The organism is Acinetobacter stercoris (genome assembly GCF_900323515.1).
Lineage (GTDB): Bacteria > Pseudomonadota > Gammaproteobacteria > Pseudomonadales > Moraxellaceae > Acinetobacter > Acinetobacter stercoris.
In genome coordinates this window covers 1-13,809 of sequence record NZ_OOGT01000104.1, presented here as the reverse complement: position 1 = coordinate 13,809, position 13,809 = coordinate 1, and the positions used below count along the sequence as shown (strand labels likewise).

8 protein-coding genes and 1 pseudogene are annotated in these 13,809 nt (G+C 38.8%); 5 read left to right on the top strand and 4 right to left on the bottom strand.

The annotated features are described in order from the left end of the window. Positions 1 to 41 precede the first annotated feature (41 nt). The 5 genes and pseudogenes from KPC_RS11605 to KPC_RS11585 all read left to right on the top strand — a co-directional run bounded on the left by KPC_RS11605 (position 42) and on the right by KPC_RS11585 (position 6,893). Positions 42 to 717, top strand: a pseudogene (locus KPC_RS11605) (IS5 family transposase). 39 nt (positions 718 to 756) lie between these two features. Continuing rightward, the gene (locus KPC_RS11600) at positions 757 to 1,896 is read left to right on the top strand and encodes a hypothetical protein (RefSeq protein WP_121974538.1); all 1,140 of its coding nucleotides are present in this window, start codon (positions 757 to 759) and stop codon (positions 1,894 to 1,896) included. Between the two features lie 253 nt (positions 1,897 to 2,149). Continuing rightward, positions 2,150 to 3,754 (top strand): hypothetical protein, encoded by a 1,605-nt coding sequence (locus KPC_RS11595; RefSeq protein ID WP_121974537.1) that lies wholly within the window; start codon positions 2,150 to 2,152, stop codon positions 3,752 to 3,754. A gap of 10 nt (positions 3,755 to 3,764) precedes the next feature. Then, positions 3,765 to 4,481, top strand: a complete 717-nt coding sequence (locus KPC_RS11590; RefSeq protein ID WP_121974536.1) for a DUF6160 family protein — start codon at positions 3,765 to 3,767, stop codon at positions 4,479 to 4,481. 27 nt (positions 4,482 to 4,508) lie between these two features. Further along, the gene (locus KPC_RS11585; RefSeq protein ID WP_171334478.1) at positions 4,509 to 6,893 is read left to right on the top strand and encodes a DUF6160 family protein; all 2,385 of its coding nucleotides are present in this window, start codon (positions 4,509 to 4,511) and stop codon (positions 6,891 to 6,893) included. A 56-nt stretch (positions 6,894 to 6,949) separates the two neighbouring features. Here the strand turns inward: KPC_RS11585 and KPC_RS11580 are convergent, their stop codons facing one another. The 4 genes from KPC_RS11580 to KPC_RS11565 form a co-directional block, all read right to left on the bottom strand. Further along, positions 6,950 to 8,665: a proline--tRNA ligase gene (locus KPC_RS11580; RefSeq protein ID WP_121974535.1), complete on the bottom strand. Its 1,716-nt coding sequence runs from the start codon at positions 8,663 to 8,665 to the stop codon at positions 6,950 to 6,952. A gap of 96 nt (positions 8,666 to 8,761) precedes the next feature. Further along, positions 8,762 to 11,866: an efflux RND transporter permease subunit gene (locus KPC_RS11575; protein WP_121974534.1), complete on the bottom strand. Its 3,105-nt coding sequence runs from the start codon at positions 11,864 to 11,866 to the stop codon at positions 8,762 to 8,764. A gap of 15 nt (positions 11,867 to 11,881) precedes the next feature. Beyond that, a complete protein-coding gene (locus KPC_RS11570; protein ID WP_171334477.1) occupies positions 11,882 to 13,000 on the bottom strand; it encodes an efflux RND transporter periplasmic adaptor subunit in 1,119 nt (372 codons plus the stop codon). 47 nt (positions 13,001 to 13,047) lie between these two features. Further along, the gene (locus KPC_RS11565; protein WP_121974533.1) at positions 13,048 to 13,689 is read right to left on the bottom strand and encodes a hypothetical protein; all 642 of its coding nucleotides are present in this window, start codon (positions 13,687 to 13,689) and stop codon (positions 13,048 to 13,050) included. Positions 13,690 to 13,809 lie beyond the last annotated feature (120 nt).

Here is a 13,809-nt window from a genome sequence, read left to right as displayed (position 1 = left end):
GGCTTTGTTGCATAAAAGGAATTCATCCCCATACAGTTTAGATGAATACAGAATCAAAAAGCCGCTACAAAACAACCAACTGGGCTGAGTACAATCAGGCTTTACGCCAACGGGGTGCTTTCACTATTTGGTTTGATCCCCAAATGCAATGGTATGCAATGCCTACAGGCAAAAAAGGATGTCAACCGACCTACTCTGATACTGCCATTCAGTTTGCCCTGACAATACGCAACCTGTTCCAACTGGCTTTACGTCAAACACAGGGTTTTATTCAAAGCCTCTTTCAACTCGCTCACCTCAATTGGAATGTTCCAGATTTCTCAACATTGAGTCGGCGAGCAGATATACTCCAAACACGTCTACATAAATCAGCAAAAAAACCACAGGAAGGCCTGCATATTTTAGTTGATAGCACAGGGATCAAAGTCACAGGTGATGGAGAGTGGGTGCGTAAAAAACATGGATTAAACCGAAATTGGCAGAGCAAGGAATCATGCAGTACAAGCCTGTTGGAACAAGGGACGAAAGCAGTGGAAAAGAGATATTGGTTATCATCAACGTTCACGAATAGAAGCCAAAATGTTTGCATTTAAACGGCTTGGACAAGGGGTGTCTAGCCGATGCTTTAATCGTCAGGTAGTCGACTTGCAAATCAGAGTCGATATTTTGAATAAATTTACTCAACTCGGTACAGCCCAAACAGTCGCTGTTGCATAAATATCGGGAAGATAGACTGACTCATCTTTATTTTTATTTATGCAACAAAGCCCGGTAAATCTGGAAACTTCACGAAGTGGCGGAGATAGAACTGTCGGTTTTTATAAGCTAGGACTGGATGCCGAGTTAGAACTCAATGCTAATATTAAGAAATTACAATTAGGTTGTGGTGGAGTAAATGGAGCTGGTTGTGATATCGATATTGATAATTTAGCATTGAGCGGAGTCTCTGATTCGAGTAATGGTCGCGCAAGTTCCTCTGCACTTTTAACCAATCCTTTTATACAATTTGCGATAAAAAACCCAAATAGTGTAGCAACTAGACAAGTTGTTGGTTTAAGGGCAAGTGCAGAGTCTATTCGAGGTATGCTGACTTTTGGAGAAGAGAATACTTCAGAGCGAAATGGTATTAATAGCCTTAGTGGATATATGGAAGTAGCTGCTGCTGGAGGAACAGTAAATGTTAACCAGCTTAATAATTTAACTTATACACAAACACAGACGCCCATAACAGGTAACGCAAAAGGATTAGTGCTAACTCTCCCTATCTCTTCAAATAATTATTCTATCAATTTGAATCCTAGTTTAGGTGGGACTCTTGTCTTGCCACAGCAGGTTATTACAGGACATCGTATTTCTTCTGCACCTTTGTCTGCAACAGCCATTGTAAGTGGAATACAGTTAGCTGGAAATATCAAAGTGAATGCATCAGGCATTAATTTAGATAAAAACCTTGCTGGAACAGTGAATAATTTAAAAGTAAATGTAGGTATCGATGAAGATCTAGGTTATTTTCACAAGGCAAATCTAAATGGAACCTCAGCTTCACTTTCCCTGCAGTCTCAAAATATTATGTGGCCTGGAACGAAATCAACAGCACATAGTGGTTGGTGGCTGGAGCTTTCAAATCCTATTGAGATTGGCGATATTACACCTTCTAAAGGTGTGGATATTGCGTTACCTACGATCAAAGAAACTTTAGCTCAAGTAAGTAATTACATAACTGCGAATCCTGTGCAATGTGGTGTTTTTTTAACAAGTTGCTTATTGGGAAGTACGATAAATGTGGGGAATATCGATTTAAAGAATGCTCCAGCGGTTAACATGCAACTTAATAATTTACAGCTTAAAAATCAATCTTTTGCTCCAAACTGTTACGGTGGGATCAAGTTTTGCTAAAATTAAAATTTTAGGAATAAGTTGTCTGGCTAGCCGGATTGAAAATGAATTGAAGTTGAGGTTGATTCACTTTAGAAATGACATTCATCGGAAATACGCTAATTTGGTCGCTTATTTTTTGTGTTTAGATAAAATTTGAGTATTATAAAGTGTGATAAAAGTATCAGAATCGTTCAGGCATGGAGTTAGAACGGTTTGGTCTAAGAAATAAAATAATATGGTGCGGAGCATCGTATAAAATAGGAAGGTCATGATGACTATACTCAATTATACGGTAATTTTGAAAAAAACCGTTTTGGCAAGTTTTATCGGTTTGACACTTGGTCAATCTTGCTTTGCGCTTGAAGCTTTATCTGATGAAAATTTAAGTGATACAACAGGGGAGGGTATAGCGATACTTCCCCAAAATACGTATATGGTATTTCGCGGTACTGAAAAAGGTAACGAATCGACCAATGCCATTTTTGCTGACCGTACCAATGATATTGGATATATTCACTTTACGCCTGTAGGGCCTCTATCATCTACAGCTTTAAATCGACCAGATGGTCATTCAGTGGGTAAAGCTGATTTATTTATATATGGTTTAGCTCTATCAAAGTCGGATAATAACACTCAGACACGTATCGCAAACAATGCGGCTGATGCACAAATAACAAGCTGGGGAACTGCTGAAAATCCGTGGGTTTTTAAAGTGGGGACTGCAACCAATGTACCAAACTTTAATCCTGGCTCAACGTGTGGTGGGGCATCGGATGCCAATTGTAAGGTTCCATTCCTTGCCTTAGAAGCTCCATTATATGAAGATATTTATAAAAGAGATCCAAATACTGGCCAACTCTTAACGCCTGGAACTCCAAATGCTGCAGGTGCGGATGCATATAAATTGAAACTGGCAGCGTGGGCAGATGCATTTGTTTTAGATCAAAGTAAATCTCCAACTGATAGTAAGTTATATCAACTGGGTGAAACAGCTGGAACTTCTGATGCAGCCAGAGCAAATAGATTACGTCTTCAAATGATCTGGAACAACTTTAGTATTAATGGATCAAGATTACAGCTGTTTCAAACTTTAGGCGGAGTGATTTTAGATGCCAATGGTAACCCTAACTCTCCAGGTATGAGTACTTTCTATAATAATTCCTTAGGTTTATCTGGATTATTAAGAATCAATAGTGGTGACTCAAGAAGTATACGTTCAACAACAACCAATAACTCCGTACTTCGTTTAAGCACTCAGGAAATGAGCAATACTGATCCATCGGCAGGTCTTTTAAACAGTCCGGCAGTAACTAAATCGGCTGCGCCTAATTTTAACGGCTACGAAGGCTTATATATCTATAATTTAAATGCCAATATTGTTCTTGGTTCAACATACCAGCCTTTAGTGTTGAGTTCGGATGGTCGAAATTTTAGTCTGGAGCTTGCGCGTATTCCAAATAAGGCAAGTATCTACCAGATGATTTATACAGATTATAGTCAACCATTATCAACGGCTTTGTCTTCGACAGCGACTTATCATGGCTCGACTTGTAATATTTATGTTTGTGGAAGCAGTGCAGTTGCTGGGTATCAAGGTAATAATGCTCCGTCAACCAGTACAGATGCCAATGCAAAACCTATTTATTCTGCGACACATAGCAGTATAACTATTGGCTCTACTAACTATGACCCTGTTAAAAATACATTAACTGCTTATACAGGGGCAGATGCTGCTGGTATTTCATTCGTCGGACCTCCGACAGCAAATTTAAATACCCCAGTGACTTCAAGCAATATGGCAACAACTAACTTTGGGTCGGCGGTAATTGATGGCATTTTAATTCAACATATGAAATTTACAACCAAAGGCTTGTAGGGGAATAACAATGAAGAAAAGTTTAATATTGTTATTACTTGCTGGCTTGAGTACTGCCCATGCCGAGCTTGTTGCTATGGATAATGCAGATTTACAAAAAGTACAAGGTCAGGCTGGCGCTGATATCTCCTTAAATCTGAGTCTTAACCAAGATGCAAATGGACAATATGACAATGGTGCAAATGGTGTCTGTAATAACTCAGCCTACTGTAATCTGGCAGTTTCCTTAAATAACCGATTTGTCACACAGCAAGCAGGTGCTGGAGTTAATGATACCTGGACTGTTGCGAGTAGTACTTCTGGTCGTAAACTCTGGCTGGTTTTTAAGGGGATTCAAGGACAGATCAATTTACAAAAGCTTGGCTTGGATGGTGTAGATCTACTTTATACAGCTAAAGGTTCTACTAATTCACAAATTTTAAAACCAGCTATTCAATTGAGCTTAAGCTCAGCGATGCCAATCGTGATTAAAAAATTCGGATTTAATGCCATGTCCATTGAACAGGATGCTTTTGTGACTAATGCCGATGGTAGTGGTGCTCCTACAAATCCGAATGATCCCAATCAGTATGGATATCTGAAGAATGCGACTTATGCTTCAACAAATCCGTCTGTCTATGATCGAGGTAAAGAAACGGGCTTTACTGGAATGATGATCAATGGAAATCTGGCGATTAACGGAAAGTTTATGATGTTTAGCTGTGATGGAACACATCCTCGCTGCTAAGGCACCGGAGTGAAAGGAACGATAAAAATGACAAAGAAAATACAAGCAAAAAAATCATTTTTACTTTCAACATTGATGTCTAGTATGTTGGTTTTTATGCCTTCAGCATATGCACTTCAGGAAATGAATGATAATGATATGCGTGCTATGGATGGGCAAGATGGTATTACGGCAAATATTGTCTACACAAATGTAAATATTGACCGTGTTTCTTGGGTAGATCAAGCTGGGAATCCGACTACATCAGGTAATCAGAGTTTATATGCCAATCTGAACAAAATCAGTATGGACAGGGGAAACTTACCAGCTGGAAAGAATATGGGGACTGATTTAAGTCTGGATATATTTACTAATGCTGCGACTTCGACACCAGGTTTAAATTTAAATTTAAATACAACGTTGGGAAAAGCCAATATTGCCAGTTTTAGCATCTGCCAAACAGCTACATGTTCTGATGGCGAAGCATCGATGGGTAGTTTGAGTGTAGAGGCATACAATCCGATTGGTCTCAATTTTACATCAACCAATGGATTGTTCAGCTCAAATGATCGAGCCTATCTGAATTTATTTATCAAAGGTGTAAAAATAGGTTTAACCCAGAAAGATAAGGATAATGTCAGTAACACTTTAGCCATGAAAAACTTCAATTTTAATTTTCAGGCTATGGGTACGATGGGAATAGATCCTGTAAAAGGATTGACACTCCAGACTGGAGCAGGTGGTTATGCTGATTTTATTCGCGACACAACAACTTTAAGACCCGGGATAAATCTGGAATTTACTGTTAATGATCGAGGTATCATTCAGGCTGGTGCGAATGGTCGAATTATTAATGGTACATTGCAGTTTGGTGCAACAGATACCTCTAATAACTTACTGGGAACAGTGGCAGGGAATTCGGTAGCGGGAGCTACAGGATTAAGGTTTGCAATGTCAGGTCAATTTACCAATGCAACAGATACATCACTCAGTCCAGACCAGCAGATTTCATTAGAGTTGGGTGGGGCAGGTGCTTATGGTTATGGTTTGAGATTTAAGAATATTACTGCATTGCAGACACGTTCTGGTATAAAAGGAACGGAGACGGAAGATATTGCTTTAAACACTGCTCATGGTGGTTTAAGCATGGATGAAGTGAATAATGGTGTTGCAGGAGGTGTTTATTTAAACCTTGTGAATACGACTTCGATTCTATTACCAATTAATGAAATGTTAAGTAACAGTACCCTGGGAAATACCAGTTCACAGGCAAAAACTAATCCGAATACGCCGAACCCTATGGCAACAGCCAGTGATTTTACGCAGGTTATAGCGGCAACAGCGATTCCAAGTGTTGTTGTATCCGTTCGTGGCATGAATTTTAATGCTGTATCTAAACAGGGGCAGTTTATTGCGACATCTGATGTAACTGATCCATCCAAACTACCATCGACAACTGCAGCAAAATGGGGATTGGCATTACCTATTTACAATTTAAATGCCAATTTAGCAATATATGGGAAAAAATCGGATGGAGTAAAAGATTTTACAGTTGCTAAAGGAACAGCAAATCATCCTGCCCCAACGATTACTCCTGTAAGTGGCTCTGAACGTATTGGATTTAGTGCTGGTATTAGTACACAAGGTGTAAGTAAGGATGGTTCAAAGACAACATCGATCATGTTAATTGATGGTGGTGACAATAAAAACTACAAAACAGCTGGCACAGTTACACCCACTGATTACTATATTGGTCTAAGAAACATCAATATGCTATTAAATGGTTATGGCAGTATCGGACTTGAAAACGGGCAAATTAATGTCAGCATGCCAAGTCTAAAAATGATTATTGCAGCACAGCTTGCTGCCGGCTATTTACCAGGCGCGAGATATAAGACTTGTCCAGTAGGTGGTGGGTGTTATGCACCATCAAATAGTTTTACTACAAATAATGATGTATTGGCTGGAATCAAGTTAAAACTCAATGGTGGAATCAATTTTGCACTTATTCCTAGACCATTATTAGCTAGTCAGGAAGGTTTGGTTGATGGCGCAACAGCACTTAATGTTGTTGGTCAGATGGATTTGAACTCTTCATCATTTATGAATAATGCGATTCAGTTATCTGATCCTGATGGTTCGACTCTAGGGCTGGATAATTTGTCAGGTTCAATTGCTTTTGATAATAGTATTATTGTTAATAAAAATAGTGCTGGCTTTAACTATAGTTTTTTATTGAATCCTCAAAAAACGCCTGCGGGAGTATTTCGGGCTAAAGATGTCAATCTATATCCAACGACAGGTGTAACCGATTCAACAACACTTAATCCTGTTGTAGGAAGCGCACAGCGTTTAGGTGAAGTGGCCGTGACAGGGGGACGTATAAGTTCTCAAATGACAATTACACCTCGTGATGGTGCATTCGTATTCTAATCTTTATATTTATAAAAAATCCGCTTCAGTTGAAGCGGATTTTTTTATAACTTTATTTATGCTTTAAGTTTAGCCAGTAACTCTTCTTTTGAGATATTTACTGATTCAGCATCAGTACGTCCTTTATATTCGAAAGTACCTGCATCCAAACCTTTTTCACCAATAACGATACGATGTGGAATACCTGTTAATTCAATATCAGAGAATTTAACCCCTGGTCGTTCATTACGGTCATCGAGTAGTACATCGAAGCCCTGAGCTTGTAGTTCAGCATATAAATCTTCTGCTGCCTGCATGGTTTTAGGTGATTTATGGGCATTCATTGGAACGATAGCAATTTCAAAAGGTGCAATAGCTGATGGCCAGATAATACCTTTATCATCATAGTTTTGTTCAATTGCTGAAGCAACAACACGTGTTACCCCTATACCATAGCAACCCATGGTTACGGTCACAGGTTTACCATCTTCACCTAAAACCTTGCAGCCCAAAGCTTCTGAATATTTTTGACCTAACTGGAAAATATGACCTACTTCGATTCCGCGTTTAATTTGTAAAACACCTTTACCATCTGGAGAAGGATCGCCATCTACAACATTACGTAAATCAAAGACTTCTGTATATTTGGCATCACGTTCCCAGTTTACTCCAGTTGCATGTTTATCAGCTTCATTTGCTCCTGCAATAAAGTCAGAGAGGACAGAAGCAGCGCGATCTACTATAACGGTTAAACCTTTTTCAACCAGACCTTGAGGACCGCAGAATCCCGCTGTTAGAGCATTTTCTTGTAACTGTGCTTCTGTTGCAAATGTAAGTGGAGATGCAATGAGTGGATGATGTTCAGCTTTGATTTCATTTAGTTCATGGTCGCCACGCAGGAATAATGCAATAACAGGTACGTGACCTTTTTCATCAGCGATACCTTGAACTAAAAGTGCTTTTACAGACTGTTCAGGATCTGCATTTAAAAACTCACAAACACTTTCGATAGTTTTCTGGTTTGGTGTTTCAACAATTTTAAACTCTTGAGTTGGTGCTGCACGTTCGCCAACCAGTATTGCTTCCGCTTTTTCTACATTTGCTGCGTAATCTGATTCAGTAGAAAATACGATATCGTCTTCACCACTTGAAGCAAGTACATGAAACTCATGCGAACCAGAACCACCGATAGATCCGGTATCAGCTTGTACAGGACGGAAATCCAAGCCTAAACGAGTAAAAATACGACAATATGTGTCATACATGACATCATAAGTTTCTTGTAATGAGGCTTGATCTATATGGAATGAATATGCATCTTTCATGATAAATTCACGTGAGCGCATCACTCCGAAGCGTGGGCGGATCTCATCACGGAACTTGGTTTGAATCTGATAAAAATTCATCGGCAGCTGTTTGTAACTTTTTAGTTCATTACGTGCCAGATCCGTGATTACCTCTTCATGAGTAGGACCAAGTACAAATGGGTTGTCATGACGATCTTTAAAACGAAGCAATTCAGGACCGTATTGAACATAACGACCTGATTCCTCCCAAAGGCTTGCGGGTTGAGTCACGGGCATGAGTACTTCGAGAGAACCAGAGCGGTTCATTTCCTCACGTACAATCGCTTCGACTTTATTTAACACACGTACACCCATCGGCAACCAGGTATATAAACCTGAAGCCAATTTACGAATCATCCCCGCACGTAACATAAGCTGATGTGAAATGACCTCAGCATCGTTTGGGGTTTCTCTTAACGTTGCAAATAAAAAGCGACTCGCGCGCATGGAAACTGTCCTAATTTTTTAAGCATTAAAGGCTAGATTATACGATAAAAAAATTGCATGAACATTGATAATGTCTGCTTGTTTTAAAATTCTGATCTAAGAAGTAATTTTTCTGAATTGTCGCATCATAAAATTCTTGAAATCGTCTAAATAAGTAAAAATAACAGGAACGACCACCAAAGTTAGTAACGTTGAAGTAATCACCCCCCCGATTACTGCGTGAGCCATTGGCGCACTTTGTTCTCCACCTTCTCCTACTCCCAAGGCAAGGGGAACCATACCCATGACCATGGCACTGGTCGTCATTAAAATAGGGCGTAAACGGATTGTACCAGCCTGAATGATAGCATCGTATCGGTCGATACCCCGTTCCATCGCTTTTTTTATAAAATCAATCAGGAGAATGGCATTTTTTGTGACTAAACCCATCAGCATAATGATGCCAATGATGGAAAATAAGTTCATGGTACTTCTAAATAGAAACAATGCCAGAAATACTCCGATCAGTGATAAAGGCAATGACATCATGATCGCAGCAGGATGAATGAAGCTATTAAACTGTGAGCCCAATACAATATAGATAAACACGATGGATAAGGTGATGGCGGTGAGAGCATAGCCTGCCGATTCTGCCATATCTTTATTTGCACCTTGTGTATCAAAACTATATCCAGCTGGTAATTTGAAATTTTCCTGAAGTTTTTGAATATCCTGACCAATATCACCTGTAGGTCGTCCTGATGTGTTGGCTTGGATTAAAATTTCACGAGATAAATCTCGGCGATTGATTTGTGACGCACCTAAAGTTTCTTGCATCGTTGTTACTGTGGAAAGTGGTATCAGTATACTTTGACCATTGCTATCTGTTTTATTGGAATTGATATACAAACTCTGAATATCAGTAGGTAATGATCGTTTATCCTGACTAAGTCGTAAATTTACATCGTAGGTTTCACCACGATCATCTTCCCAGGTGGTGACGTTATCACCTGCCAAAAGTGGACGGACAACATTGGCAATCTGGCTTACAGATAAACCAAGGTCATTTGCCAGTAAACGGTTCACGCTCAAGGATAAAGTCGGCTTTGGTTCCTTGAGTGAGCTTTCCAGATCAACAATTCCATTTATTTTCGCCATTTCAGTCATAAACTGATCGGAAATATTTTGTAATTCATCAAGATCTTGTCCCTTAATTGAGATCATAATCGGTTTTTGACCACCTGAAACAACCTCATCAGCAGATGCGACAGATGTTACCGTGATTCCTGCAATTGAGGTTAAACGGGCACGGAATTCATTATTTAAATCATTGAGTGTCTGAGCCCTTTCCTGACGAGGTGTTAATTCGACACGCAATGAAACATGGTTTTTACCTTTGTTGGTTGTTGCGTTAATGACACCATAGGTTGATTGCACTTGAGGATGTTGTCGTATAATTTTCTCGACTTGTTGCAGCTTTGCTTGAGTATATTGCAATGAGGCATCAACAGGAGTTTCAAACTTGATCCGGATAGAACCCTTGTCAGGGACGGGTACGAACTCGGTACCAATCATTTTCGATAATGCAAATGCACCAAATAATGAAGCGATTGCAATCGCAACAGTGACTAGTCTAAAGCGTAAAGCAAGCTTAAGTAGCTTGGCATAAAAATGATTTAGAGCATCTAGTCTGTCAGAAAACCAATTAAAAAAACGTTTGATAGCAGATGGTTTTTTATTGGGGTCATGTTTTTCAGCCCAGTGTGCTGAAAGCATAGGATCTAAAGTAAAACTGACAAACATGGAAATGAGGACAGCAATACTAACAGTCACTCCAAACTGATAGAAAAATCTACCAATAATTCCCCCCATAAACGCGACTGGAAGGAATACCGCAACAATGGTTAAGGTGGTTGCCAGTACTGCAAGCCCGATTTCTTTTGTTCCTTCCAATGCTGCAGTCACGTGGTCTTGTCCCATTTCTGTATGACGGACAATATTTTCCCGTACAACGATTGCATCATCAATCAAAAGACCGATACACAGTGAAAGTGCAAGCAATGTCATCATGTTGATAGAAAAACCGAAAGCCCAGATAAAGGTGAGTGTGCCAAGTAGGGCGATAGGAAGAGTTAAACCTGTGATTACAGTTGAACGGAACGAGCCTAAAAATAATAAAACAATAATAACTGCTAAAATTGCACCTTCAAGAATGGTTCGTGCAACATCAACGATCGTCCCCCGAATCGATTTTGAACTGTCCACGACAACCTTTAAGTACATGCCCTCAGGAAGTTGTTGCTTGATTTGGTCTAAAACTTTATAGGTATTGTCAACAACTTGAATGACATTTGAATCAGAGCTTCTAAGAATATCAATTGAAACAGCTGCCTTACCATTCAGAAACGCGCCAGATTCCTGTTCTGCTTGACTGTCAGTTACATCGGCAACCTGTTTTAGAAGTATAGGACTGCCATTTTTATTGGCGACAATCAAATCACCAAATGAGATGGGATTGATTACTTTGGATTGTATCTCAACCACCATTTCAGAAGAGCCTTGATGTAAGGTACCACTGGGAACTTGGACATTCTCATTTCTAAGTGTATTGATGACCTGATCGACTCCAATCCCGTAACTTTGCAGCTTTAATGGGTTAACCTGTATACGAATTTGTCTTTTAGCATCACCCAGCAAATTAACTGAACCGACACCAGAAACAGTTCTCAATTGAGGAATCAGCTTTTGGTCAATATACGTACTTAGTTCCTGTAAATTCATTTTGTCAGATTCGAATACGACTGACATGATCGGATTGGCAGTAGGGTCGTAGCGTTCGACTACCGGTTTATCTATTTCTTCACGGAAGTTAGCACTGACAGAAGATATTTTCTCGCGTACATCCTGAGCTGCAGTATTAGATGAAACATCCAGATTGAATTGAGCAACTATCATGGATAGACCTTCACTTGACTGTGAAGTAATCTGTTTTAAACCTGAAATGGTATTGATCTGGTCTTCCAGTTTTTTTGTCACTTCCGATTCTACTGCTTCAGGTGATGCTCCAGCATAATTGGTATAGATCACCACAAAAGGGAAATCCACATCTGGAAATTCTTCAACGCTCATCCGTTGCCAAGATGCAAGCCCTAATACCATCAGGCAAAACATCATCATGATGGTAAAAACGGGATATTTAACACTGATTCGGGTAAACCACATCACAATCTTCCTTTATTATTTTTCTGATATGACGACTGGTTTGTTAATGTCTTCAGGCTTAAGTTTTACTGTACTTACCAGATCACCTTTATTTAAGCCAGAAACAACTGCGATATTGTCATTCAAGCGCTGGTCTAAGACCTGAATAAATACTTGCTGGACTTTATGATCCCGAATTACCCAGACATAAGCTTTATTTTTAATGTCAAGAATTGTGTCTAACGGTACAATCTGTCCCTGAATTTGATTGTCCCCAATAATTTTCCCATCTATAAATGAGCCGATACTTAATGAATTTATTTTTTCATTTGGTGTTGCAAAAAATTCAATCTGACGACTGACCTGATCTGCAACAGGAGAGATTCTACTCAAAGTTGCACTGAACTTTTGAGTATTTCCCTGAATGTTATATTCAATTCTACGACCAACTTTCAATGCGGATTGCTGATCAACGGGTAATTTAGCCTGTATTTCAAGATGATCTGGGTCAAGAATTTCAAATAAGGTTTGTCCTGTTGCGACAGTCTGACCTGCATCAACTTGACGTTTGATAATTACACCTGTAATCGGGCTTTTAATTATTCCATCCTGATCAGCTTTTTTTGCAATATCTACATTGGCTTGTTGTGCTTTTACATTTTCAAGTTGTCCCTTGTAATCGACCTGACTTTGCTCATATTCGACTTTCGAGATAAACCCTTGATCATATAAACGTTTTTTGCGTTGTAGCATATTGTGGGCTTGATCAGCCTGAGCTTGAGCTGAACTTAAATTTGCCTGATTCTGAGCCAGCCGGGCAGCATTATCCTGATTGTTTAATCGAAGCAATATTTGCCCTTTTTGTACAGTCTGACCAACTTCTACATAGACTTGGGTCGCCGTTGCAGTAACTTGAGACTGAATACTACTTTGATTTATTGCCCGAATGGTTCCGGTAAAAGGTGTTTGGATAGAGGAAGCTCCTTGCTTTACCTGGATAATATCTTGAGATATCAATTCAACCTGTTTAGTTGCTGGACGTATGTCAGTTGCCTGTTCTTTTTTTTGGCACGCAGACAAAAAAAATGAATGACAAAGTACAGTTATAACCAGAAAACTGCGTGACATAAATGCTATACCACGTGTATTTCGCATATATATCGTTCCTTATAAACAGATTGCAAAACCGAAAGAATTGTACATTATTCAAGAGATTTCAGACGGTTAATTATTGTGTCGTATTGAACATTAGTTTGGCGATAGCGCGTTTGTAACAATTGAATATTATTTTTCGAGTTTTCAATATTCTTCTCATTCTGTACAAGTGCGATTTGCAGACTTTTAGGTATGCCTTGTTTGTTAGGGTGGAGTTGTATCTGTTGTTTAAGCAATAAATGATTTTTTTGCAATTGTTGTAATTCAAGTTGCTGATTTTTCAACTGTAATGAAAGTGCCTTTAAGTGTTCATCTCTTCTTGTCACTGCTGTTTTACTGTTGCCATAAGCACTTTTATATTTGAGATCAAGTTGTTGTTGCTTGACTATTTTTTCTCTATGAGCAGCATTATTTTTATAGGTGTTTTTATTGTATGGGGATACTTTTCTAATCAGGATCATGTTTTGATCAAGTATATCGTATCCATGTTCAATATGTGCAGGTTTAACCGTATTACTCAAATTAGCGATACCGTTTTGATCATAATAACGAAACCAAGTTGCCTGAGGTATTGTTGCACTGTTTATTGGAGAGGTATTTGCAAGCGCGTGTAATGATATTAAAGTTAGAATACTAATAATAAAATAAGAAGAATAAATATAAAATGCAAAGGTCTTTATTTTTAACATGTTATTTCTCACATATTTTTGAGAATAGTTGCTAAAACTATTTTATTTGTAAAAAATAAAAAATAAATATTATTTTAGTTTAAAAAATAAATTTATTTAAAATAATAATGTGATTCTCTG

Bases quoted from the DNA above. Each gene is read 5' to 3' on its own strand.
- KPC_RS11580 (WP_121974535.1), bottom strand. From the start codon at position 8,665: ATGCGCGCGAGTCGCTTTTTATTTGCAACGTTAAGAGAAACCCCAAAC.
- KPC_RS11575 (WP_121974534.1), bottom strand. From the start codon at position 11,866: ATGTGGTTTACCCGAATCAGTGTTAAATATCCCGTTTTTACCATCATG.
- KPC_RS11570 (WP_171334477.1), bottom strand. From the start codon at position 13,000: ATGCGAAATACACGTGGTATAGCATTTATGTCACGCAGTTTTCTGGTT.
- KPC_RS11600 (WP_121974538.1), top strand. From the start codon at position 757: ATGCAACAAAGCCCGGTAAATCTGGAAACTTCACGAAGTGGCGGAGAT.
- KPC_RS11585 (WP_171334478.1), top strand. From the start codon at position 4,509: ATGACAAAGAAAATACAAGCAAAAAAATCATTTTTACTTTCAACATTG.
- KPC_RS11565 (WP_121974533.1), bottom strand. From the start codon at position 13,689: ATGTTAAAAATAAAGACCTTTGCATTTTATATTTATTCTTCTTATTTT.
- KPC_RS11590 (WP_121974536.1), top strand. From the start codon at position 3,765: ATGAAGAAAAGTTTAATATTGTTATTACTTGCTGGCTTGAGTACTGCC.
- KPC_RS11595 (WP_121974537.1), top strand. From the start codon at position 2,150: ATGACTATACTCAATTATACGGTAATTTTGAAAAAAACCGTTTTGGCA.